A 25784-nucleotide genomic window follows, 5' to 3' on the forward strand; every position below is an offset into this window, starting at 1 on the left:
CCTGGAAACCGGAAACCGGCGCCGGTAACATTCACCATATATCATTCATCTTATGACTTATTTACAATTTCTCGCGCTCCTTCCATTCATGGTACTCGCCATGGCTGCGGTCGTGGTGATCCTGCTCATTGCATTCCGGGCAAGTCATACCGTAATACAGGTAACCGGCTTCGTTATGATGTGTGGGGTGGTGCTGGCCATGTGGTTTGTGCGCGATACCCTGCCACGCGAAATACCGCCTTTGCTCGTGGTTGATGGTATGGCCGCCCTGTTCACCGGGCTCATAATATTTTCAGTACTCGTGGTTGGACTGCTTTCCTATATTTATTTTGAAGAACGGGAAGAGAACCCCAAAGAATATTATATCCTGCTGTTCCTGGCCACATTGGGTTCTGCTATCCTGACGATCAGCCGGCATTTTGTTTCGTTTTTCATTGGGTTGGAATTGCTGAGCGTAAGCCTGTATGCATTGATCGCTTACCTGCGCAACCGCAACAATGCGGTGGAAGCCGGCGTAAAATACCTGGTGCTGGCGGCTTTGTCGTCTGCCTTCCTGTTGTTCGGCATGGCATTGATATATATGGAAACGGGCAGTATGGAATTCACGGCCATTGCAAAGGCGCTTGATGCTGGCGGCGCCTCTGTATTGTTTATTATGGGGCTGGGTTTAATAGTAGTGGCGATCGGGTTCAAGCTGGCGCTGGTGCCTTTCCATTTATGGGCAGCAGATGTTTACCAGGGCGCGCCGGCTCCCGTAACGGCATTTATAGCCACCGTTTCAAAGATCGGGGTGTTTGCCGTGCTGGTACGTTTTGCGCTGGCCATTCACCTGCAGCAAAATACCCTGGCTGTTACCATCTTTACTGTTATTGCCATTGCCTGTATGATCGTTGGTAATGTACTGGCCCTGATGCAACAGAATGTCAAACGCCTGCTGGCGTATTCCTCCATTGCACATTTTGGCTATTTGCTGGTGGCGTTTTTGTCGGGCAATGCCGGTGTAGGCGCCGGTGTTTTTTACCTGCTGGCCTATTCCATTACCCTGTTAGCGGCATTTGGCATTATAACCCTGTTATCGACCCGCCGCCGCGATGCCGATGAGCTAAGTGGCTATCGCGGATTATTCTGGCGCAGTCCATTAATGGCTGCCATCTTTACCGTGGCTTTATTTTCACTGGCCGGCATTCCCTTAACGGCTGGCTTTCCTGCCAAATTCTTTATTCTCACTGCCGGGGTGCAACAGCATATGTGGTTGCTGGCCGTTGTGCTGGTGCTTACCAGTGTGATGGGCCTGTTTTATTACCTGCGTATAATCAGTACGCTGTTTGCAGCGCCGCCAATAACCCCATTAAAAGAAAGAACACTGCATCCATTCTTTTACTTTGCCACCACCGCCTCGCTGGTAGTGCTGATGGTTTTGTTGGGATATTTAGGCGTGTATCCCAGCTTTATTGTTGAAAACGTGCGTGAGTTTTTACTTATACATTAAAGAATAAGTTTGTAAGTTTTAACTTAATAGCTAGCTAACTCAAAACTTACAAACTCAAAAACTAACGAACTAAAGTAAAAGCTCCCTTCTTTGTTATTACTTTCCCCTGGTAATCTATGCCCGATACCATATACACATAGGTGCCGGTGTCCTGCCTGGTTCCATGAATGGTTCCATCCCAGCCTTTATTATTTTGCGACGTGGTGTACACCAGCTGGCCCCAGCGGTTGTAGATGGAAAATATGCTCAGTTTTGAAATACCAACCAGTACCGGTTTAAACACATCATTCTTTCCATCGCCATTGGGCGAGAAAGCGTTCGGCATAAAGATATCTGCATTGGTTTTATACACTTTTACGGTAAAGGCATCTGTACCATAGCAACCTGCTGCGGTGGTGGCAGTAAGGGTATAGGTTATGGAATCAACGCTCGACGGAAATGTCGCTACCGGGTTGTTGATAGTTGGGTCGCTCAGCCAGTTAGTGGGGCTCCAGTTGTAGGTAAAAGTAATGCTGTCATTGGCTGTGGCATTTATTTGCAATGGCTGCCCAACAACTACAGCCGTATCATTGCCTGCATACACAACGATCTTTGGCGTAACAAAAACAACGACCGTATCAGTAACCGGTTTGGGACAACCGAGGGTGTCGGTCACCGTAATGGTATACGAGGTGCTGGTAGTGGGGTGTGCAACCGGCGTCAACGTGTTGGAACCGGTGAGCGTACTTACCGGCGACCAGGTGAAATAGGCGGCAACCATAGTGGCATTGAGCGAGGCCTGACTGCCATAACAAATGGTAGTATCGGATCCGGCATATACCTGCGGATAGGGTACCACTTTCACTTTCATGGAAGCCTGGTCCTGGCATTTGCCCAAATTGGCCGTCACATGATAGGTAATATCGTTATCGGCATAGGCATTCGGGTTTTTCACCGTTGTGCTGCTGAGCCCGGTAGCAGGTGACCAAACATATTGCAGGGCGTAGCTCACCGGGTTTAGTGTAAAGCTGTCGGTTTTACAAACTGTTGTATCGGCGGGTAAGCTTACCGTAATAAAATCAAGGGTGTTCACGGTTATGGAACGGGAGGTTACGCAGGCATTTTGTGTAACTGTAACAGTGTATACGGTCGTGTCCTTTGGCCATACCAGCGGATTGGCGGTTTTGTCGTATAGGATATTGTAATTGGGCGACCAGCTATACGTAATGCCGCTGCCTGTTACGTTGGCTATAAGCGGTAAGGTATCGATGGTGCAGATCAGCGTATCGGTAAATGGCAACACCAGGTTGGGTTTGTCGTTGGCGGTAACCGGTTTGCTGATGCTTCCACTGCAACCAACACTGCTGCTTACAGTGAGGGAAACAGTGTACGTACCGGGGCTGGAATACGTATACGACGGATTTTGCGTGGCAGCTGTACTATTGTCGCCAAAACTCCAGCTCCAGCTGTTTACACTGCCATAAGAGGCGCTGGTAGCATCGGTGAACTGAAAGGGCGATTGATAACAGCTGCCCGAGAAGTTGAACGCGGGCGTAAAGCCGGGATACACTTTCACAGTGGAGGTGGCTGAATCTATACAGCCCCCGGCATTGCTTACTTTCAGCTTAACAGTGTAAGTGCCGGCGGCAGGGTAGGTGTAGGTAGGTGTAGCAGACGTAGAAACATCCGTGGTGATACCCGGTACACCAAAATCCCAGGAGTACGAAGTGATATTGGAGGCGGTGGATTCGTTCTGAAAAGTAAATGTATAATCGTTACAATTGATATAGCTTGTTTTTAAACTGGCGGCCGACAACGTACAGTTGTATACGTAGATCTGTAATTCTTTTTTTATGGAATCCATCAGCACGCCATTCCGCCATTCTTTCACATACACGGCCACCACATATTCTCCTGTAGTGGAAGGCGCTGTACCCGATAATAAACCGGTTGCCGCATCAATGGTGACCGAACTGCCCAATGGCGAGGTGCCGCTGTAACCAGCGTTATAAGTTAACTCAGGATACGGTGGACTACCCGGAGCACTGGAAGAGGTTTGTCCACTCGGGTTGGTAACGTTTAATCCGGGACCAAAACTGTACGAGAGCGAATCGCCATCAGCATCCGTTGCTTTGAAAGGATAACTGAACGTGCCATTATAGCAAACGATGGCCGTATCGAGGAACAGGAAATTAGGGCTGCTGTTTTTGTGATAATCCACGCTGTTGATGGTGCCGGGGATCATGCCGGTGATCGTAATGCCCGAGCTGCCCGAGTTGCTGATGTTGATGATGCCGCTCACCCGCAAGGCATCCTGCACCGCAAGAATATAGCCTGCTGAAATATCAGGAAGGTCAACTGTATAAACAAACGTGCGCAATTCATAGCAAATGCTGGGCGGATTGCTCATGCATGGACTATAGGTTGTTTTGCTGATGGTATTTATTGTAGAATAACTGATCGATTTACTGGTGACCAACGCATTGGTGCCTGCATTATAAATACCGAGGTACACAGAGTTCTTTGGACCATTTGTGGTGCAACTAAAAAACACAGTAACGGTAATGGTATAATTGGAAGTGCCGGACGTAGCACCCACGCCATTGTATTTGTATTCAATATAACCGCCTTTTACGTGCATGGCCACAACGGGTTGCGCACACAATAATACAATTAACGACAAAAGCAGTAGCTGTAAGGGTTTTCTAAGGGTTTGTACCGATTTGATTCTCATAAAAAATCTATGCATTCACTTTTTGGTATAATATTGCGTTGTAATTATCTTTTGGTTATTGATCATGCTGAAAAAACAATGGATACGATCAACAAAAATTTATTCCTTTTCTGGTTATTGATGAGCCTGGCTTTATTGCCTGTGGCTGGTTTTATTATGCATCCGACACGCAGGGTAACTATCCGGTTCCGCCATAAAATAGGTGCCCGCGAAATGCAACTGTTCAATGAAACATATACTAACCCGTTTGGAGAACCGATCACCATTACCCGGTTCAAATATTATATCTCACATCTAAGCATTAATGAAAAAGAGCTATCCTCAAAAACATTTCTGATCAATGAAGCCGATAGTTCATCAAAAACACTGGTGTTCACAACCGGTATTACTTCGCCTCAAACCCTTTCGTTTGTGATCGGGGTCGACAGCCTGCTGAATGTAAGCGGTGTGCAAACCGGCGCGTTGGACCCGCTCAACGGACTCTTCTGGACCTGGAACAGCGGTTACATTTTTGCCAGGATGGAAGGCAAAAGCGATTCGTCACATGCACCCGCTCATTCCGTTAACTGGGATGTTGGTGGTTTCAGATCACCGTACAATGCCAGTCGCAAAATTCAGCTCACTATACCCACTGATATAATAAAGGCTGCTGATCCTGTTATAGTCATCGATGCCGATCTGTTGAAATGGTTCAATGCAAAGCATACTATTACCATTGCCCAATCACCACTTTGTCATCAGCCCGGTAAACTGGCCATGCAACTGGCCGACAATTATTCAACCATGTTCACCGTAGCCCAATGAAGAAAGTCCGGATCATATCATGCATGTTGTTGCTGCTGCTGGCGGCGCTTGCCTGGGTCGAAGGCTACAAACCACCCACGCCGTTGAAATTTATTGTGCCCCGCAACTGGCCAAAACCCAAATACGATTTCGCGAAGAACCCGCTTACGCAGGAAGGCTTTTTGCTGGGCCGGAAATTATTTTATGATCTTCGGCTGAGTGTCGATTCAACCGTTTCCTGCGGCAGCTGTCACCAGCAATTCGCAGCCTTTTCAACCTACGAGCATAATCTCAGTCATGGCGTCAACAGTTCCCTTACCACCCGCAATGCACCGGCCTTACAAAACCTGGCCTGGCAAAGCAATTTTATGTGGGATGGCGGCATTCCACATCTCGATCTGCAACCATTGATGCCGCTTACGGCAGCCAATGAAATGGGGGAAACGCTGGGCGGCGTCATTCGCAAGCTGCAACAGGATGCCAGCTATCCTAAACTGTTTACCGCCGCATTTGGGAGCCCGCTCATCAATACGCAACGCATGACCAAAGCCCTGAGCCAGTACATGCTGATGCTGGTGAGCAGCAACAGTAAATACGACCGGGTGATGCGCGGGGAAGATTCATTCGCCTTGCCTGAGCAACTGGGGTACAACATCTTTAAGCAGAAATGCAGTACCTGTCACAAAGAGCCGTTTTTTACGGATGGGTCGTACCGCAATACCGGCTTGCCGGTCGATAATACCCTCAATGATTATGGCCGTATGAATAGTACAGGAGACCACAAAGATTCGCTGAAGTTTAAAGTGCCTTCATTGCGTAATGTGGCCGTCACCTTTCCGTATGGACACGATGGGCGGTTTTTCTCCCTCATGAATGTGTTTGACCATTATCGCCGCGATATGGTGGTTGCTGCAACCACCGATACGTTGCTGCTGCGCCGGATGCCTCTGTCGAATTACGAGATAGGGCAATTGACCGCCTTTCTGAATACATTGACTGATACCATTTTTTTAAAGAACTCCATGCTGGCGCCGGAAGGAAAGCTGGAATCGGTTCCTTTTCAGCACCTGCATTGAGCATGATACGCCTATTTGACGGGAAGTGTTTGGTACGGCGGGCGTAGAATGGGCGGGAATCGACCAATAGGGACAATGTATCGATGAACCGGCAAACTATATATTTGCCCTTTTGCCCGGCATATAGTTGAGGTTGGAAGCAGAAGGGGGATGAAACTTGATTTTTTGCGTAAAAAATTGTTTGTTTATTTCTTAAACGTCACATACACTGTATCGCCTTTGCTAACAGAATTTCCTTCGGTTCTCACCGTAACCATTTTATCTTCCAGCGCTACCTCTATTTCATAACTGCTACCCAGATATGCTATCTCTGTTACCTTTCCTGTAACGGATGTCTTGCTTTTCCGGGCTGTTAAAGCAAAGGCTTCAGGTCTGAGGAATAGTTGCTTACCGTTTCCATACCCTGAAGGTATTTCACCAAACTGCGCCGCTTCTTTCTTGGTTAGGGCGTTGTATTTGCCGAATAACCCCGCCGCATATTCGTTAACCGGTTGCCGGTAGATCTTTTCAGGCGTGGCCTGTTGAATTATTTGTCCGCTCTTCATTACAATTATTTCATCGGCCCAGCTGAGGGCATCGGCCGGGTCGTGTGACACCAGCAAACAGGTAATACCCAGTTTTTCGCCCATGGCTTTTATAACTGCGCGCAGGGTATTCCGGTGCAGAATATCGAGGTTCGAGAAAGGTTCGTCCAGTAAAAAAAGTTTGGGTGCGCCTATCAGCAACCGCGCCATGGCGATGCGTTGTTTTTCACCACCCGAAACCTGGTCGGTCTTACGTTTCAGTAAATGTTTTATGTGGCAGATCTCGTACAGAGTTTGTGCTTCACTTTCAGGCAGGGTATTGGCATATTCCAGGATCTCTTCTACCCGGTAATTATTGCGCAGCTCGAAGTGTTGCGACAAATACGCCATTTGGGGATGGCCGGGGATCAATCGCTCATTGGGGCCTTCCACGTGTTTACCTTCAAACAAAACGTCGCCGCCATCGTGTTGAACCAATCCGCCAATAATTTTAAGCAGCGTGCTTTTGCCCGAGCCCGATTCACCCACGATGGCCAGCTTTTGAAACTTCTTTTGCGTGAACGATATTTCCTGTAAAACAGTTTGGGTACCCTGCTGTTTACTGACCGCTGAAACCTTTAATAACGCCATAATGGGCCCAAAAGTAAATCAATGGGGGGGAATGGGCAAGGGAAAGTCGTCTATGGTGAATGCCCGGCCCGGTGATCCGTTCGAACGGGGCAATTGTGAATGGCAGAGAAAAATGAACTGCAAACTTTAAACTGTCTAAATTCCCATCCGCGTCTTCAACGCCTCAAACCTCGGGTCTTGTTTTATTTTTTTGTACGGGGGATATTCCATAAAGCAGGCAACGGGGCCCATTCTTTTATCAACGCATTGATTCAGGTAATAGAACGTTTTATCGAGGTCCTCAATGCCCAGCCACACAGCTGCCAGGTCGCCATCGATGACCACATCGGGTTCTTCCTGCTGGCGTTGTTCCAGCCGGTGAATGCAATCCATGGCTTTATCGATCATACCCAGCCGGCCATAAGCGTGGCCTAAGCCCATCAAACCTTTCAATGGGTGATTGGTGAGCCGTTGCACTTCTTCAAACAGCGTCAGCGCCGATTGCCAGTCGCCTTTCATACCCGTGGCCCAGGCCTTCAGTTCAATACCACTCCGCATCTCCGGATTCATCTCCAGCAGCTTTTCTGCCTGGCGAATGGCATCATCGAACCGTTCTGAAAAAACATACATCATGCCCAGCGATTTGATGATGGTGGTAGAAAGCGGGTCTATTTGCTCCGCATCTTCCAGCGTTTTCACCGCTTGCGCTTTCTGATTGGTGGCGATATAATAAAAACCAAGCAGGTCATACCCTTCGGCACTGGTTGGGTTCAGTTGAATGGCTTTTTGCAGCATATCGTGCGCTTCCTGCCATTTCCAGTCATATAATATGCAGGGCATTGCCTTGGCAATAAGCGCTTCTGAAACCGTGTTGTCGAGCTCCAGGGCTTTATCAGCGTACTGGTGCGCGATCTCAAACGCCGTGTGGGGTATCATTTGCCCCATGGATCCAAGATAGGAGTATACCATGGCCACCATGGCGTAAGCCTGTGCATAGCCGGGTTCAAGGGAAATGGCCTCTTTGAAGCATTCGATGGCTTTACGCAGATCGGCCGGTGTTAATTTATTCCTGAAATGCAAGCCCTTCAGATAATGGGTATAGGCCGTAATATTTTTTACGCTTGATTTTATGGCTGGAACCGTTTTTTGCGGCGCAGAAAGGTTCTCTTTTAATTTATTGGCGATGATGCCACTGATCTCATCCTGTACTTCAAAAATATCATCGAGCTTGCGATCGTAGGTCTCGCTCCAGATATGAAAGCCATCGGCGGCATTGATGAGCTGGGCGGTGATGCGAACGCGGTTGCCCGCCTTGCGTACGCTGCCTTCCAGGATTTTGTCAACGTTCAATTGAATGGCAATGTCGCGAATGTCGTCGTTCTTTCCTTTAAAGGCAAAGGCCGAAGTGCGCGAAGTTACCTGCAGCCCATCTACGCGGGTGAGTGTATTCAGCAGCTCTTCGGTAATGCCATCGCTGAAATATTCATTCTCAGGATCGGCGCTCATATTCACAAATGGCAGCACGGCCAGGCGGTTTACCGGCGCTGCGGTTTTGCCCCGCACTTCATGACGGCCGGGCACCACAATACCGTTGTTGGCAATGGCAAACACCCTGATGGGTTGTTTAATGTTTTTTAGCTCGAAATAACCCATTTCGCGGGTTTGAATATGTTGCTGGTTGCGGATCTCGTCGTATACTTTTTCAGAAACAAAAACGCCGCCCGGCACAGCCAGCGATTCAATACGTGAAGCCAAATTGACCCCATCGCCGTAAATAGATGCTTCTTCGATGGTTACATCACCGGTGTGGATGCCGATGCGCAGATCGACCCGGGGGTGTTGCAATAATTGTTGCTGAATTTCTATAGCAGCGTGAACGCTATCGATTGCGCTGTTGAAAATGCTCAACGACCCGTCGCCATAATATTGCAAAATTTTACCATGGAACCGGGCGATTGTTTCTTCCAGCACATCTTTGAGCCGCTGGCGCTTGGTACGGGCCAGTTGCTCATTTTCCTGCATCAGGGCGGTATACCCCGTCATATCGGCAAATAAAATAGCTGCAAGTTGTCGCATAACACCTGCAATTTAAGTAATTCTGGTTACCGGTTACCAGATGCCAGTTACCAGGGCTTAAATTAATGGCAGGCTGATTATAGGCAGGCGTTTCGCAATAAGAGCCTGGCAACCTGAAACTGGTAACTAACCCATTCACCATTCACGACTTACTACTCGATATTTATTCACATAATCATCACTGGTATAGTTCTTGGAATGATGGGGCAATTGTTAAATAAACCATCAGCAATGATCAGGGATATGTTCGGCAATAACACAGATAAGCAACCGATTAATGAGCGAACATTGACGCGGGTTGTCTCTTTAATTGTAATAGCCTGCGTGTTGTTGCTTTTAACGATTGGTTTTATCTGTATTTCATTAGCAGGCTGGAATATCAGTCTGTTCGCACATTGATCAAATAAAAATATTAATAACCAGAGGGCGTTAGGGTTTTATGCAACCCTGCCATTACAACCTGTATCCTTTATTACATAAAATAGCCATGAATGCATTGAAGTCGCGGTTTAACCGGGACGGCTAAACGGGAAGCCCCGTCACGGCGTAGCCGGCGACGGGGCCTTTTATTTTTTCTGGTTGCAGGCGGCAGGTTTTACATTGTGCCTTGCCGCCGGCGGTTGGTTTTATAGTATGTCTTAAGTTTTTGTTTTACACGTTTATCGGCAAAAACTGCACGATTATTCCTCAAAACTACACGTCTATTTATTTATTAGGCGATTGTAAAGGTTGGTGATTATCTTTATCTCAGGATGAATGTTAATTACCTGTGTGCAATTGTGTCTAACTTGGTAACTAAAAACTAACAGGGAATTTGTTCATCAAAGATTTGGGATAGTATATTTGCATCATATAGCACCTCTCCGATAGCAACGACACGATTGAAATTTTTGAAACCCAACCAAAACCCTGTTTATGATTTGTAACATGGAAACGTAATCTATTACCCCTTTTTCCCGGTCAATCTAATTACCATTATTATTTATTGAAGCAATCTGCTGTGCTGACTTAGCATCATCGCTATTTGGCTATTTATTGCTTTGCCCTCTTATTTGGGGGAATTAATTAATTGTAAAACATATTGTTTTATGAATAGGTTCCTTTTTTTGCTTGTACTTATCGGTACAGGCCAGTCAATCTCTGCCCAATACGTATATACCATCAAGGCCGATAGTGTGAAGATCACTAATAATTGTGATACTGCTGAATTGATTATAGAGAATCATACACAGGACGTTTGTGGTTTTTTATTTAACAAAGGGAAAGGGCGCACGGAGTTTAGACGTGCTGCAGTGAAAATAAATGATACTACCTATTTAGTAGGTTGTGATACAATCAAGGCGCTGCCACCCGGAGTGGCCTGGTTAACCAATGGGAACTCCAATATAAATGACGGCGTAAATTTCCTTGGTACAACAAATGGAGCAAGCCTTGTTTTTAAAACAAATAATACAGAGCGGGCAAGAGTGTTAGGTAGTACAGGAAATTTTTTAATTGGCGATGTAAATGATAATGGCGCAAAATTGCAGGTAACCGGAAGGGAAACAATTTATGGCACTCAGGACGTTACCCAGCTTGCCATTAAATTGCCTGCATCCCCGGCTATTACCACTCCTATTGTTCAGGTCCAGGACAATACAGGTGCTTCTTTAATGGATGTACGGGTTGATACAACCAGTATATTTTTCGGTAAAGGCGCCGGAGCCAATAGTACGAGCCCTTCAAATGCCAACATTGCCATAGGAAAAGAAGCATTGGCAAATAATACAACTGGCGCATACAATTTCGCAGCTGGAATAAGAACCCTTTACTCAAATACAACCGGCAGTTATAACATGGCCGTGGGCGGTGGCGGTCCTGCGATGTTATCCAATACAACAGGTATTGGGAATATAGCATTAGGAACAGATGCATTAGCCATGAATACTATTGGAAATAGAAACGTCGGCATTGGCGTTAATCCTTTAAAATTTAATGTTACTGGCAATTATAATGTTGCTATTGGGGATAATCCTATGCTATATAACACAACCGGAAATTATAATGTTGCTATTGGCGCTTCTGCATTGGCGTCCCGTATAAGTAAAACAAGTAGCAGTCAGAACGTTGCGATTGGTTATGGTTGTGCGAATAACCGGACATTCGGTGTTAATAATATTTTTATGGGATTTTTTGCAAATCTTGATGCCCCCGCTGGTGATAACAATATCGGAATTGGAGCTAATTCGAATATTTACGGAGGTTCAAATAATATTTTGTTGGGCACTGGTTCGTATACTTCTAACACATCCAATGCTACGGTTATCGGGCAGGGAATAACTTGTGATCTTAGCAACCTGGTTATTTTAGGAAGAGCCGACCAAAATACAGTTGTTGGCGTTACCAATTCATCTACAGATAATGGCGCCCGGTTGCAGGTGAACGGCTCACAAACAACTGCTGGTAATTTGGGGGTTGGCGGTATTACTGCTATGTCGGCTAAAATGCACATTGCTGCCAGTGATGGAAGCGCCGGATCAGCCCCGGTTAAATTAACTGCCGGTGCAGTACTGGCCACACCCGAAGATGGCACTGTTGAATATGATGGCAGCGAACTATACCTCACTACAGGTTCAAGCCGGTATGCATTGTCAAAAACATTGAAAGGACAGATCACTACCGATTTCGGCGGAATATCATTAAGCGCCTTTAGTGCTGTAACCGTCACTTTAACGGTTACAGGAGTTCAGTCAGGTGATGTAGTAAACGTAAGCGCAAATTCAGGATCAGTAAACCCCCCTTCTATAGTTATTACAGGATATGCGGCAACAGCCAACACGGTAACCTTGCGGGCATACAATGCCAGCAATAGCGCCGTAACAATTGCATCTGATACTTATAAAGTGCGGGTGATTAAATAAGTGATGCCTTTTTGCTGACGGCAACAATGACATATTGTATTACATCGTAAAACTAAATAAACTTTTCGTTTGCAAAAGTGGATAGGGATCATATTGCTATTACTTGGCAATTGGGTAACAACTTATTGCCAGATCAATAAACCTGATGGCAGCAGGTTTACCAGATCACTTTTGTCATCTGCGAAGAATAAATTAAACGAGGTGAAAGACTCCGTTAGTACATCAACCAACAGGTTATTACAAAATTCACCTCTTAAGTCAAAAACAGGTGAAGTGGCTTCTGCGGTTGATACGGCGGCGCCTAAAATGGCCCCGACAACGGATGCCGTCACTGAGCCGGAAGATGATGAGCCAACTACCTGGTTCATCGAACATCGTGGTTGTAAAAGCACGGTACGGATTCCCATCTATGCGTACATCTATGTTCCGGTTGTAAAGGAACCGGTGAATCCAAAAGAGCCGGAGATGCCAAAGCGCATACCCTTCCTACAGGTGCATGGCAACATTATGTACAACGTAAATTATTATTCGAATATCGATACGCCCTATAATGAGCAGAATGTTTATCAGCATACGGTGCAAACCTATCTGGATATTACTGTAAAGGGAAAATATCCCATGCGCCTGTACCTGACCAACCGGTTCAGCAATTCAAAGCTGTTCCGCAATTTTTCTGATCTCAACATGAACTATAATAATACCCAGTTCACCCAAAAGATCAAAACGCAGGTGCGGGAGAAATTCCTGGCTTCATTGCCTTCACCCACTGCCCCCGATAGTTTGAAGAATGAACTGGGCCTGACTATAAAGAAATTAAAGTTGCTGGATGGCTGGATCAAAAATCCCGCACTGATACAAAAGATGGTGGAAGAAAGAGAACGGGCCATGCGTGATTCTATAAAGGCAGGTCTGGACACCAGTTTCAGAATGCAGGCCCCGCAGAAAAGTGAAATAAAAGATTCATTGATCGCCCGCCTGAACCTGGATTCCAGTTCCATCTATAAACAATATACAGAGAAGAAAGCGCAGGCCGATTCGCTGCGTAACCGGATAGTTGTATTGCAACAAATGGTGAAAACTGCCAATCAGCGGTCAAGACAGTCCGTTGACAAAGTGTGCAATGATATAGAAAGCGCAAAGAGCCCGGCCCGGCTGAAGCAGATCATGGAAGAAAACCATATTGGTGATTCCATCTTGCCAAAAGGGTATAAAACCTTAATGGCCATCCGTTCATTCGGTATTGGCAGAACGGTGGTGAATTATTCCGAGCTGTCGGCCAAAAATATTTCGGTGAACGGGTTCCAGGCCGAATACAATCCCGACGCGTATTATGCAGCCGCTACGGGCAGTGTAGATTACCGCTTCCGCGATTTTATTGTAAAAGGGCCAAAGCAATCGGGGCAGTATCTTACTGTATTGCGCTATGGAAGGGGATTGAAAGACGGGAACAATATTATATTCACCTGGTTCGGCGGCCGCCGGCAACTATACAATGCCGCTACGGTCGACACACAACAGGTGCAAACACAAACGCCGTCTTCGGGCCTAATGGGTTTTACCATTGAAGGAACATACCGGCTTACCAAAAACATTATACTGACGGCTGAGGTGGCCAAATCATCATACCCGGCCTATGCGAAGGATTCAACGGGCAAAAGCAGTCTGCCTTCCCAGATGCTCGAAATGAGCAATCGCCATAATGAGGCGTACTCGTTGAAAGCGGATGGGTTCTTCCCAAAAACACAAACCACTGTGCGTGGTACGTTGAAACGGCTGGGTGCTAATTTTCAATCGTTCAGCACGTTTACCGATGGCTCGGCCCAAACCGCCTGGAGCGCCAACATACAGCAATTGTTCTTTAAACGGCAGCTGACCCTGGCGTTGGGCGCCAATACCAACGATTTCAGTAATCCGCTTATTGGCAGCCAATATAAAAGCACTACCGTTTTTAAAAGTGTGCAGGCCACCTGGCGCCGCAATAGATGGCCGGTTATTTCGGTGGGATATTTTCCCAGCAGCCAGATCACCAAACTGGGCGATGGGCAATATCAGGAAAACCTCTTTTATACCCTGACTGGTAACGTTACCCATTCGTACAGGGTGAGTAACCTGATGATGAATTCAGCACTGGTGTATACCCAGTTTTACAACCGGTCAACCGATTCGGGTTTTGTTTATTTCAATACAAAGAACCTGTTGCTGAGCCATACCGTATTCTGGCAACAGTTTACGCTGCAGGGCAATGCATCCGGGGCTTTCAACCAGGATTACAAGCTGTACACACTTGAAGGAAAGGCGTTGTACAACCTCAACAAATACCTGATGATAGGGGGTGGGCTTAAATACAACCGGCAAACGGTTTTCAATATAGAGCAACTGGGGTATTCTGCGGAAACAATGGTGCAGATCCCGAAGTTTGGACAAATACAATTTTCAGCCGAAAAGGGATTTATCCCTGGAATGAATAAACAGCTCGTGCCAAACAATACGGGCAGGGCAACTTATTTTAAAACTTTTTGAACAGGATATTATGAACAGGAAATGGATGCTGTTTTGTTTACTGCTGTCTGGTGTGCTCACGGCTCATGCACAGGTTAGCATGACGCTGCAAGTGCCACCCGCTGGCGTATTGCTAAAAAATCAGTTATGGAACCTGGTGCTGGTAAACGCCAGTAACTCCAATGCACTGGTAAAAGTAAATCTGGTGTTGCTCGATGTGCAAACCAACCAGCCGGTGATCACTGCCGTGTCGGCCCCGCTTTCCTTGAGCAAGGGCGCCCGGCAATTACAGGCCCGCGATGTTTCGCCTGTTCAATACACCTATAGCATTCCGGCAGCGCGCGTTGATATGGACCCGAACGGCATGTTACCCGCAGGCCGGTACCAGGCCTGTTATTCGGTAGTGAGCGCTGAAAAAGGAGTTACGTTCGTGGAAAATTGCATTCCCGTTAATGTAGATCCCTTAAGCCCGCCATTGTTGAATACGCCCGCCAATGAAGATAAACTGCTAACGCCTTATCCGCAGTTCACCTGGCTGCCACCAACTCCCTTAGGTTTATTCAATGACCTGGGTTATGCAATTGTAGTGGTTGAGGTATTGCCCGGCCAGGGTAAAGCCGATGCCATTCAACAGAATATACCCCTGAACGCAACCGTATATACGAAAGACCTTTTCTGGAATTATCCGGCTTCAACCCGGTCGCTCGATACCGGCAAAGTGTACGCCTGGCGGGTAGTGGCCATGAACAGTGGAAAAGCGGTGGCGCTGAGCGATATCTGGACATTTAAAGTGTCAAAAGTTAAACCTGGCTTCGAACCGGTAAAAGAAGTGCCGTATGTAGAAGTGAAGCGTACGCAGGATGCCGTTATTGCCACGGCTGGAAGCGTGCTGCGCATCACTTACGATAATGCAGCTGCCGATTCAACCGTGAAATATACCATTACCAGCATAGAGGAAGCGGGCAACCCCGTGGTGCAGGAAGGTGAGCTGGCGGTGAAATACGGGCAAAACCAGTTGCAGGTACCACTGAAGAAGAATAAAAAAATAGTGGAGAATAAAGTATACCTGTTCCGGTTCACCAGCAGCCGTAATGAAAGCTGGAGCGTAAAGTTCACCATGACGAAATAATTGCACGGAACGTGCATGTTGATATAAAGGATTTGAATAAAAACAGTACCACCACTTAATATACCCCCAGTACTATGATATTGAGTTTAGCTTTAAGGTATCAGAAACAAATAGCCTTGTTCCTGTTGAGCATTTCGTTTGTTCAGTTAACTATTGCAGAACGGATAGGCCGAAGGTATTATCCGTATAAACGGGATACTCATTACCCATCGTTGTTGTTTGGAGCGGGCCACAATAATGCCTGGTTGCCTTCCCGGCAATCGCAACGCGGCGATAATAGTTACCGCCCCGAAATCAGATTGGACAAAGTTGGGGAGGCTAACCGCCCATTCATTGGGGGGCCTTCGCAACCGGAGAGCCAGTCGTTTTCTTCGGTTAATGCCAACAACATGGTTGACCTGTTCAGCGGCGACTTCAGTTACAACATTCCTTTGCTCGATGTGGGCGGTTATCCGGTGAATATTGCTTACCACAGCGGTATCACTATGGATGAGGAAGCCAGCTGGGTAGGGCTGGGGTGGAATATCAATCCGGGATCCATCACCCGTAATATGCGTGGGGTGCCCGATGATTTTAATGGCGGTACCGATACCATGAAGAAAGTATCCTCTATAAAACCCAATAAGAACTGGGGGGTAACATTGGGCGCGGATGTAGAATTGTTCGGGTTGTCAGCAGTAAAAGGCTCCGATGGTTCCACATTACAGAGTACTGGCGGTGGGGATTCTACAGTAGCTGGTTCAGTCGGTGTATCTATTGGCGCCAGCTATGGCATATTTCACAACACCTATAAAGGCTGGGGTTTTGAACGTTCATTGAATGCCTCTATAAATGCCGGATCAAAATCTTTCGGCAATCTGAGCGGCGGCCTCTCTTTGACAAATAATACACAGGAGGGGATTTCTATAAGACCCAGTTTGTCGTATCAATATTCTTTGCATACCAAGAATGAATACATCACTGCCGGAGCCGGGGTTTCGCTGTCTGCTACGTATAATTCCCGCACCGGACTTCAGGCTATTCAGTTAGGCGCCAATGTAACGCCAAAGATTATGGGGATAGGCGGGCGTTTTGATGGGGGGCTCACCTTTGCCTGGCCCACCTATTCGCCCAGTATCACCATGCCCATGACCAATTCCAATACCAGTGTAACGGTAAAGGTGGGTTTTGAAGAAAAAGGAATTCATCCTTCTGCATATATAAGCGGGTATTGGGGACAGGAATACATAGCGCCTGCTGATACGTCTGTTTCGATCCCTGTTTTTGGTTACCTCAATTACCAGAACATGGTCGGTAACCGGGATGCCGTAACAGACTTTAACCGGGAGAAAGAAATGGTTTACCGCGAGAAACCGGCTATTCCGCATATCGCTGTACCGTCTTATACGTATGATGTGTTTTCAATTTCGGGTGAAGGTACCGGTGGCAGCTTCCGTCCTTATCGTGGTGATATAGGATTCATCGCAGATCACCGCATGCGTAGTAAAACCACCACCGATGCGGTGAGTGTTGATATTGGATTAGGCGATGCGGTGCATGGTGGCGTGGATCTGAATCACAACTATTCTTATACCCAAAGCGGTCCCTGGGAATCGGAAAACGTGATCGGCAATACGATCAATTTTAAGAACAGCAGTAAACTTTTTGAAGCGGTTTACTTCCGTAATCCTTCAGAAAAAGCGATCAATACAACTGCTTTTTATGATGCTATTGGTGGCGATGATGTAGTGGTGCCAACCCTGTCGCAAAGCAGCAGGAACAGTCCGACCATTCTTGCTTCCAATACATTGAACCGCTATAGAGGAAAAACAAAAGTGGGCAGTATTGATATCAATGCTGCCAGTGCTACGCGCAATACCCGCGACAAACGGTCGCAGGTAATCACCTACCTCACAGCAGGAGAAGCTGCTGTTTCGGGGTTGGATAAATACATCTATCATCATACGATCAATAAATTCGGAAGCCGTCATTGTGACGATGTTTCTGTTGGCGATACGCTGGGTGTTGGCACCGGGGTCATCGGGTATTATTATCCCAATACCGAATTCAGAGCACCGTATTGGGATCCAACACAGCTAAACAGTACTATTTATTTCGATTGGGAAAAATGGACACCTTACTGGCTTCATAAAAAAGGGTATCCGGATATCAGTATTACGGATAAGTTTCCGGCTAATAATTTCACGGTTCGCTGGCTGGGCCGCCTGAAAGCGCCTGTGACCGGAACCTATGATTTTGGTGTACGGATGGACGACAGATGCCGCGTGTGGATGAATGATACACTATTATTTGACAACTGGAAACCCGGTTCAGGCGCTGATTGGATGACGAAACGGATAAACCTGGTGAAGGACCGTTTCTACGATCTTCGCGTGGAGTATATAGAATTTGGTGGCTATGCATTGATAGATCTTGCCTGGAGAAGACCCGATCAGCAGAACCACAGTTGGGACCGTGACCATAAAGATTCTATTCCAGGAATTTACCTGTATCCTCCCAAATTTGTTGATACCGCAATTGTTGATGAGGTTATTACCCGGGAAGACCGCGTAAATAATTTCCGTAAAAGCAGTCATATTTCTGAAATAGATGTCTTAAACCCGGATGGCCGCCGATATGTATATGGCATTCCGGTATATAATATTCATCAAAAGGAGGTGAGCTTTTCTGTAACGAAGGTCGACAGCCGCATTAATAATCAAACAGGCCTCACGACTTTTTCTTCGGATGAAAACAGTACCCATAATTCAAGTGGCAAATCAGGCTATTACAGCCGGCAGGAAACACCTGCTTATGCGCACTCGTTCCTGTTAACGGGCATTCTGTCGCCTGACTATGTAGATGTTACCGGCAACGGTATCAGTGATGATGATATCGGCGATGCCGTGAAATTCAATTACGCCAAAAGCGCCGGTATTGCCAGCCCTTTTGAGTGGCGGGCCCCTTATAACGACAGCGCCAACTACAGCGAAGGGTTGAAGACCTATAACCGCGATGACAAAGCACATTATATCAGTGGTAAAAAAGAAATGTGGTATTTGCATTCTATAGAATCAAAGACCATGGTGGCCACCTTTACCATGCAAAACCGGGAAGACCTGCAAACGATCAGTGAAAGTGGTGTTAAAGCAAACAGTGGAAAAGCCTATTGCCTGAAACAGATCGACCTGTATTCCAAGGCTGACTTTTTAGCCCATGGATCCGCTGCAACTCCGGTAAAAACAGTTCATTTTGAATACAGCTATGAACTGTGCCGTGGGGTGAATCGTTGGGGCAATAACCAGGGTAACGACTCTGGTAAACTGACCCTGAAAAAAATATGGTTCACTTACAATGGCAATGATAAAGGAAAGCTGAATCCATATGTGTTTTATTATCATAATAACAATCCCCGGTACATAAGCAATGCTACCGATAAATGGGGCACTTATAAAGATCCGGCACAAAACCCGGATGCAAGTTCTGGCAGTCCGCTGAATAATGCTGACTATCCATATGCATTACAGGACAGCGCCCTGGCTGCTTATAACGCAGCGGCATGGACGATGGATTCAATAAAATTACCTTCCGGTGGACGCATTAAAGTGAAGTATGAAAGTGATGATTATGCATACGTGCAAAACAGGCGTGCCACCCAAATGATGCAACTGGCAGGGTTTGGGCAAACCAGCTCCGGTTCTTATAATGATAGATTATATACAGTGGATGCAGACTTAAGTACACACGATCATCTGTTTGCTTATGTAAGGATACCGGTGCCGGTAAGTACAAAAGCAGAATTGTATGCCCGTTACCTGGAGGGGATGAGCAAATTATATTTCCGGTTATTTGTGCAAATGCCCGATAACGATGGATATGGATCCGGTTCGGAATATGTACCCTGCTATGCAGAGCCTGATGTGGCAGCTGGTAACTGGTATGGATTTACCAGTGACCCGAATGTGATCTGGATCAAAGTGGGCGGAGTGAATAATGCAGGTGACGGCGGCGGTTCATTGAGCCCGCTGGCACAGGCCGCAATAAATTACCTGCGGTTAAACCTGCCATCAAAAGCCTATTACCGCTCGGAACCGGGCGATGACCTGAATCCGATGGATGCTGTACGCATGATGGTGCCTTCGTTGCCCGATATCTCTAATATGTTACTTGGCTATACCAAATCGGCACGCTTCAGGAACCAGGCAGCTCACACGATTCCTGCCCGTTCATATGTGCGCCTGAATTGTGGAACCGGTAAAAAGTTAGGTGGCGGATTACGCGTAAAAACGGTGCTGATCTACGACCACTGGAATGCCATGACAAAGAAAAAAGAAACCGTATATGGACAAAACTATGATTACACAACAGTACAAACGATAAACGGAAAAGAAACGTTGGTAAGCAGTGGAGTAGCTGCCTGGGAACCGGTTATCGGTGCAGAGGAAAATCCTTTCCACCTGCCGATCGAATACCAGGACCGGGTTTCGATAATGGCGCCTACCGCAGCGCAGTATAGCGAAGAACCGTTGGGCGAAGCGTTTTTCCCCGGCGCCTCAGTTGGTTACAGCAAGGTGCGGGTAAGAAGCATTCATGCAGATAAAACCCGCTCGGCCAATGGTTATGCGGAGACAAGGTTCTTTACAACCTATGATTTCCCCACTACCTGGGATTGGTCGGTAATTGATAATGATACCAAGAAACGATATAAACCTTTGCTCAGGAATTTCCTTCGTATAGATGCCAAAAGCTACCTCAGCATAGCACAGGGCTTTAAAGTAGAATTGAACGATATGAATGGAAAGATGCGTTCAGAAGCAAGCTATGCAGAGAACGATCCTAAAAACCCTGTTTCTTATACTGAGAATTTCTATCATGTTGATAATGGTACTGTAACCTGGAAGCATTTGAACAATGCGGTTACCACCATCGATCCCTCAGGCAATGTTGATACAACCGCCACTATTGGGAAGGATGTGGAACTGATGGCCGATATGCGCGATCAGACGTCGGTTTCCATTGGCGCTAACATAAATGTGAACAGCGACTTTTTCACAGTGGGTTCTTTCCCGGCTATTATTCCAACCCTTATACCGCTGTTCCAGAAAGAGACCACCCGGTTCCGGTCAGCGGCTATGACAAAAGTGATTCACCGGTATGGGATAATTGACAGTGTGATAGCCATTGATAAAGGAAGCAAAGTGTCTACAAAAAATATCCTGTACGATGCGGAAACCGGAGATCCATTATTAACGAGAACACAAAACGAGTTTAATGATCCTGTTTACAATTTCACTTACCCGTCACATTGGGTGTATAAAGGAGTGGCCCCTGCCTACCAGAATATCGGCGCTATCCTTGAGCACCTGGAGGTAAAGAATGGCAAGATCATCAACGGAACGAATGGCCTCGATACCCTATACCTGACAGCCGGTGATGAATTGCTGGTGTACAGCAAGGAGACTATTAGTACAACAGGCTGCTCTACTAGCACCTATGCATTCTTCCCTGATAGTTATAAATTATGGGTAATAGATTCGAATGCCGTGAACGGCGGTCCGCAACAATTGTTCCTGGTAGATAAGAATGGAACACCTTTTTCTGGGAATGATATAACATTAAAAGTGATCCGCTCGGGCCACCGCAATATGAATGGATCAGTAGGTGCTGTAACCTCGTTACGCAGCCCGTTGGTGCGGGGGGGCGATGGAAAATACCACCTGGTTTTTGATACGGCTACGAAAGTGATAACAGCCGGAGCCAGTGAGCTGGCGCAATTCTGGAAAGTGGCCGATAAAAGAAAAATGGATGTGCTTACAGATTGTATCCCCACTTCCAGCGACAGTGCAGAGTTTGCCAATGAAGCCTGCTCGTGCATGCAACCATTCTTTGATCACCTGATAGCAACCAATCAATTATTTGTAAGATCATTCTGGCAACGTAAAACCATCAGCCAGTTGGTTGGTGAAATAGATGCGCCCGGTTTTAATGTTAACAACTGTCCTATATTGAAGGATAACCTGAACACGTATTTCCGCCCGGTATCAGCCGATCCCAAAGGCGAAATATATACGTGCCGTATCGGAAATGTAGAGATCAACCTGGTTCGCCGCAGAGCTTCCAGTATGTCATTCTACGATTTAACCACCAGTGCCTGTACCTCGGAAGGGGTTGTTTACAAGAACCCGAATGTAGTGATACAGCAACCCGATACCGTGACTGTTCGCATAGCGCCTGATTTTTCGGCGAGTATGCTGTCGACCCAGAATTGTCCCTCATTCAAAGATTCGCTTACCCTGATTGATTCAACTTCCGACAGGCTGTTGGTGGAAACGAATCTCAACCTGGGCGGCTATGAGCGCAATGCCATTTCAATTATGCGCTTCAAAAATGTACGCCAGATCCCGGCCAGTGCCGATGTGTTATCAGCCCGGCTTATTTTACAAGCCGATCAGCGCGGTCATCAGCCCACTTATGCGCCCAATGCCAACTCGGTGAATCCGGTTGATTCCCTGAGTATATCGCTCTCTGCATCGGGTTGGTTCCCCAACGTGCCGCTTGAATCGTTCCACGATCAGTTGACCACCAGTCCCTGGCACAGAGAGGTGAAAAGGATAGTGCCATTCCAGAATGACACCATCGATGTAAAAGAATATGTGGAAGGATACCGGAATAGCAGCTACACCTCCACGTCATTTATACTGGCGCAGGGGTCTGAAGATTTTCATAATAATGTGTCTGGGTATGGCGATGGGTCTGAAGAAACGCCTGGTTACGTGCAAAGCGGTTATGGAAATTATTACTCAACCATTTATTCGCAACGATATGCCGATCAGGCAAAATGGCCGGTGATGGAAGTTACCTATGTGGTATATCCACCGGTTCCCGATACCATGGGAGCGGTGCTGCGATATAACTCTACTTTGCAATGTACAGATGTCAGCAGCAGCTTGTGTTACAGCGCCGTTACAGATACTACCGTAAACCCATATCAGTATGGCATATTGGGTAACTATCGCCCATTGCGCAGCTATGTTTACTATGGCCGCCGCATGGAATCTGATCCAATGCAATCTATCAACACCCGTACCAATGGGGTTATAAAAGATTTCGCTCCATTCTGGATCTTCCAGGGTAATCAATGGGTGCCGTCAAACGATACTACCCGCTGGGTATGGAACAGCCAGACTACCTTGTTTAACCGCAAAGGCTTTGAGCTGGAAAATAAAGACCCGCTTGGCCGCTATAATGCCGGTATCTATGGTTATGGCTTAACGATGCCAACAGCAGTATTACAGAACAGCCATTTCCAGGAAGGCGCTTATGAAGGCTTTGAAGATTATGGCTTTGAAACAAATAACTGTGACAATGCCTGCCCGGTTGCCAGGTCATTTGACTGGTCGTCACATCAGGCTGATTTTACAAAAGCACAATCGCATTCAGGTTTGTATAGTTTGAAAGTAGATCAGGACAGCCTCACAAGTATCACGGCCAATATAAAACCAGCCGCTGATGGAGTGATCGCCACACTGACCTCGTCGCTGAAATCAGGCTCCTGTGGTAACCAGCTCAAAGGCATGCTGGCCTCCAAGAGTACGATCCTGCCAAACTTTGCACCAATAGCAGGTAAAAAGGTGATCGTTGGCGGATGGGTGAAAGAAGACAACAGCTGCCAGTGTAAATCATATACCCGCAATCACATCCTGGTTGGGTTTATGGTAAACGGAAATGTGACTACGATCCAGTTAAGTCCTTCCGGCAACCTCGTTGAAGGATGGCAGCGGTACGAATCAGTGGTGGATATTCCGGCCAACGCCACGCAAATGACGCTGACCCTGCAGGCCTCAGATTCGGCCACTACTTATTTCGATGACATCCGCGTACATCCATTCAATGCACAAATGAAATCGTTTGTATACAATGCGGTAAATCTTAGGCTGATGGCAGAACTGGATGAGAACAACTATGCCACCTTCTATGAATACGACGACGATGGTACGCTGGTGCGGGTGAAGAAAGAAACAGAACGCGGCGTGCAAACGATCAAGGAATCCAGAAGTGCGTTGTTGAAAGAAGATCAGTAATTACAGAGAATAAGTCTTCCGGGTTATTGGCCCGGAAGACCTCAAATAAAAGCATAAAATCTTTATATGAGAAAGATCATCTTAGTGATGCTCATAGGTTGTTCGTTGGTGTATTCATCAGCCAGGGCTGCAGATACCACCAGTGCCGTAAAACAATTAATGCAACGCGTGCAGCAGGCGTATAAGTCAGCGTCTTTCCTGAGTTTTCATATTGCGTACCGGTATGCCAATAAGAGCCAGCCCGATAATTATATCGATACCATGTCGGGCGAGGTGGCCATGGATAAGAACCGCATGCGGTTTCAGATCGAGGATATTGAAACGGTTACCAACGATAAGTACACCATACAGGTGGTGAAAGACCAAAAGTTGATCTATCTCTCTATCCCGCAGTCGGTGCAAATGGCCGATCCCATAGCCACGCTTGATACGGTGCTGGCACATTATAAAGGAATACATACGCAGATCACCCGTAATAATAACATCGCTACGTTGGAAATGAGTTTTCCTCCGGGACAAACCTATAAGAATATCACCATGGTCATCAATGAAGCTACGGGGTATTTTCAAAAAGTAGTGTATGAATTGAATACGGAAGGATTTGTAGAGAAGGATCAGTTGATGCAACCGGGCAATGGCGGCCTTTATCAAACGGAAGGTCGCATTGAGATGGTGTTTAGTGATTACCGCAAAGGACAATTCAATGAAGGATTGTTTAGTGAAGACCGGTATTTTACCCGGTTGGCTCAGGGGAAATATGAACCGGTGGAAAAGTATAAAGATTACCAGATCTTTTTGGCATCGCCAAAACTGTAATCCAAACCAGGACCTTAACCGTTATCGAACCTTTTCAGCCATTATAAGACTGGAGAGAGGTATAAAATAAAAAACAAGATGCAGACCCATTCCTTTTACCGCATTTTATTATTGATCGGCTTTATTTGTAGTGTGGCCATTGCCCGGGCGGGTGATGGCGGCGGCGGTGTGGTAGCCAAAGCGATCCTCGATGGCAGCAAGAACCAGGTGCGCAAGGACTCTTCGGTCACGGTGGAAGACTCTGCCTTCTTCAATGCGGCTGCCATTGGGGTTGATACCGGTTATTCGGTGCAGAATGTGGTGACGCTTAAGATAAATGAGGCATCGAATGTATATCTGCGTACCGCTTTTACGGTAAAGGTTTCGCTGTTGATAGCCTATAGTAATGGCACAGATACCGCATCGATCATAAAGGATTTTACGATCAACTACGATTCGGCAAATAGTTACAATGCACGTAACAGTTTTGTTTTTTATGGGGGCAGAAAGGTGACGGTAAAAGTACTGGCGGTGGATTCGGGTAGTGTCAGCTGGAATGTATCGTCTGTGTTGCAAATAGAAAACCAGCTAACGGCCAAACCAAAATATATTTTTTCGTGTTCGAACACGGTAACAAATATTACGGTATCCCCTTCTTCAGATCCCAAGGCCGATGAACTGCCGGTAAGCTGGACGGCCATCCGGGGCGCCGATCAATATGATTTGGAATGGACCTATATCGATGCTTCTGCACTGGCGCTGGGCCGGTACACTACCAATGGCAACCTCGACCCGGCCCTGATCTTTTATCACAATGCGACCCGTGTAAGCACTACCAGCAACACGTACAACATTCCATTGATGTATGACAACGATGGTACGTTATTCATAAGAGTACGTCCGGTGCAGCTCGGTAAGGCAAATTCTGTACTGGCAGCTATCTGGAGCTCGGATGCATCGACTCCCGTAATGGGCCAGTACGTATTTACTGGTCATGAACGGGCACTGAACTGGCAATCGAGCGTCAGCTTTGCCGAAGAAGGCAAAAGAAAAGTAGTGGTGCAATATTTTGATGGGGGCCTTCGCAGCCGCCAGACTGTGACCAAGGACAATACCACTAACAATACAATT

The 25784-nt window shown here is 46.7% G+C and carries 12 protein-coding genes; 9 read left to right on the forward strand and 3 right to left on the reverse strand.

Annotation, left to right across the window (positions count from 1 at the left end):
* Nucleotides 1–52: 52 nt before the first annotated feature.
* Entirely contained in the window at nt 53–1489 is a 1437-nt protein-coding gene (locus A3860_RS31895) for an NADH-quinone oxidoreductase subunit N (protein ID WP_081154484.1), read from the forward strand.
* A 61-nt stretch (nt 1490–1550) separates the two neighbouring features.
* On the opposite strand, the gene A3860_RS31900 is transcribed toward A3860_RS31895, so the two are convergent.
* Nucleotides 1551–4202: a PKD domain-containing protein gene (locus tag A3860_RS31900; RefSeq protein ID WP_158085429.1), complete on the reverse strand. Its 2652-nt coding sequence runs from the start codon at nt 4200–4202 to the stop codon at nt 1551–1553.
* A gap of 78 nt (nt 4203–4280) precedes the next feature.
* Between A3860_RS31900 and A3860_RS31905 the strand changes: the two genes are divergently transcribed.
* Both A3860_RS31905 and A3860_RS31910 read left to right on the forward strand, forming a co-directional pair.
* On the forward strand, nt 4281–5006 hold the full coding sequence (locus A3860_RS31905; protein ID WP_143774365.1) for an MbnP family protein: 726 nt from the start codon (nt 4281–4283) through the stop codon (nt 5004–5006).
* Nucleotides 5003–6061: a cytochrome-c peroxidase gene (locus A3860_RS31910; protein WP_081154492.1), complete on the forward strand. Its 1059-nt coding sequence runs from the start codon at nt 5003–5005 to the stop codon at nt 6059–6061. Before A3860_RS31905 ends, A3860_RS31910 begins: the two co-directional genes overlap by 4 nt.
* A gap of 185 nt (nt 6062–6246) precedes the next feature.
* Here the strand turns inward: A3860_RS31910 and A3860_RS31915 are convergent, their stop codons facing one another.
* Together A3860_RS31915 and A3860_RS31920 are read right to left on the reverse strand one after the other, a co-directional pair.
* Nucleotides 6247–7215: an ABC transporter ATP-binding protein gene (locus tag A3860_RS31915; RefSeq protein ID WP_081154494.1), complete on the reverse strand. Its 969-nt coding sequence runs from the start codon at nt 7213–7215 to the stop codon at nt 6247–6249.
* A 135-nt stretch (nt 7216–7350) separates the two neighbouring features.
* Nucleotides 7351–9270, reverse strand: a complete 1920-nt coding sequence (locus A3860_RS31920; protein WP_081154497.1) for an adenylate/guanylate cyclase domain-containing protein — start codon at nt 9268–9270, stop codon at nt 7351–7353.
* Between the two features lie 1088 nt (nt 9271–10358).
* On the opposite strand from A3860_RS31920, the gene A3860_RS31925 reads away from it, so the two are divergent.
* The 6 genes from A3860_RS31925 to A3860_RS31950 form a co-directional block, all read left to right on the forward strand.
* On the forward strand, nt 10359–12170 hold the full coding sequence (locus A3860_RS31925) for a hypothetical protein (protein WP_081154499.1): 1812 nt from the start codon (nt 10359–10361) through the stop codon (nt 12168–12170).
* A 69-nt stretch (nt 12171–12239) separates the two neighbouring features.
* Nucleotides 12240–14690: a hypothetical protein gene (locus A3860_RS31930; protein WP_143774366.1), complete on the forward strand. Its 2451-nt coding sequence runs from the start codon at nt 12240–12242 to the stop codon at nt 14688–14690.
* 10 nt (nt 14691–14700) lie between these two features.
* A complete protein-coding gene (locus A3860_RS31935; protein ID WP_081154504.1) occupies nt 14701–15798 on the forward strand; it encodes a hypothetical protein in 1098 nt (365 codons plus the stop codon).
* Nucleotides 15799–15872: 74 nt separating this feature from the next.
* A complete protein-coding gene (locus tag A3860_RS31940) occupies nt 15873–23858 on the forward strand; it encodes a PA14 domain-containing protein (RefSeq protein WP_081154507.1) in 7986 nt (2661 codons plus the stop codon).
* A 66-nt stretch (nt 23859–23924) separates the two neighbouring features.
* The gene (locus tag A3860_RS31945) at nt 23925–24674 is read left to right on the forward strand and encodes a hypothetical protein (protein ID WP_081154509.1); all 750 of its coding nucleotides are present in this window, start codon (nt 23925–23927) and stop codon (nt 24672–24674) included.
* A 78-nt stretch (nt 24675–24752) separates the two neighbouring features.
* Nucleotides 24753–25784 (forward strand): hypothetical protein (locus tag A3860_RS31950; RefSeq protein ID WP_143774367.1); only part of this gene is annotated, 1032 nt, incomplete at its 3' end.

This window comes from Niastella vici (assembly GCF_002077945.1).
Classification (GTDB): Bacteria; Bacteroidota; Bacteroidia; order Chitinophagales; family Chitinophagaceae; genus Niastella; species Niastella vici.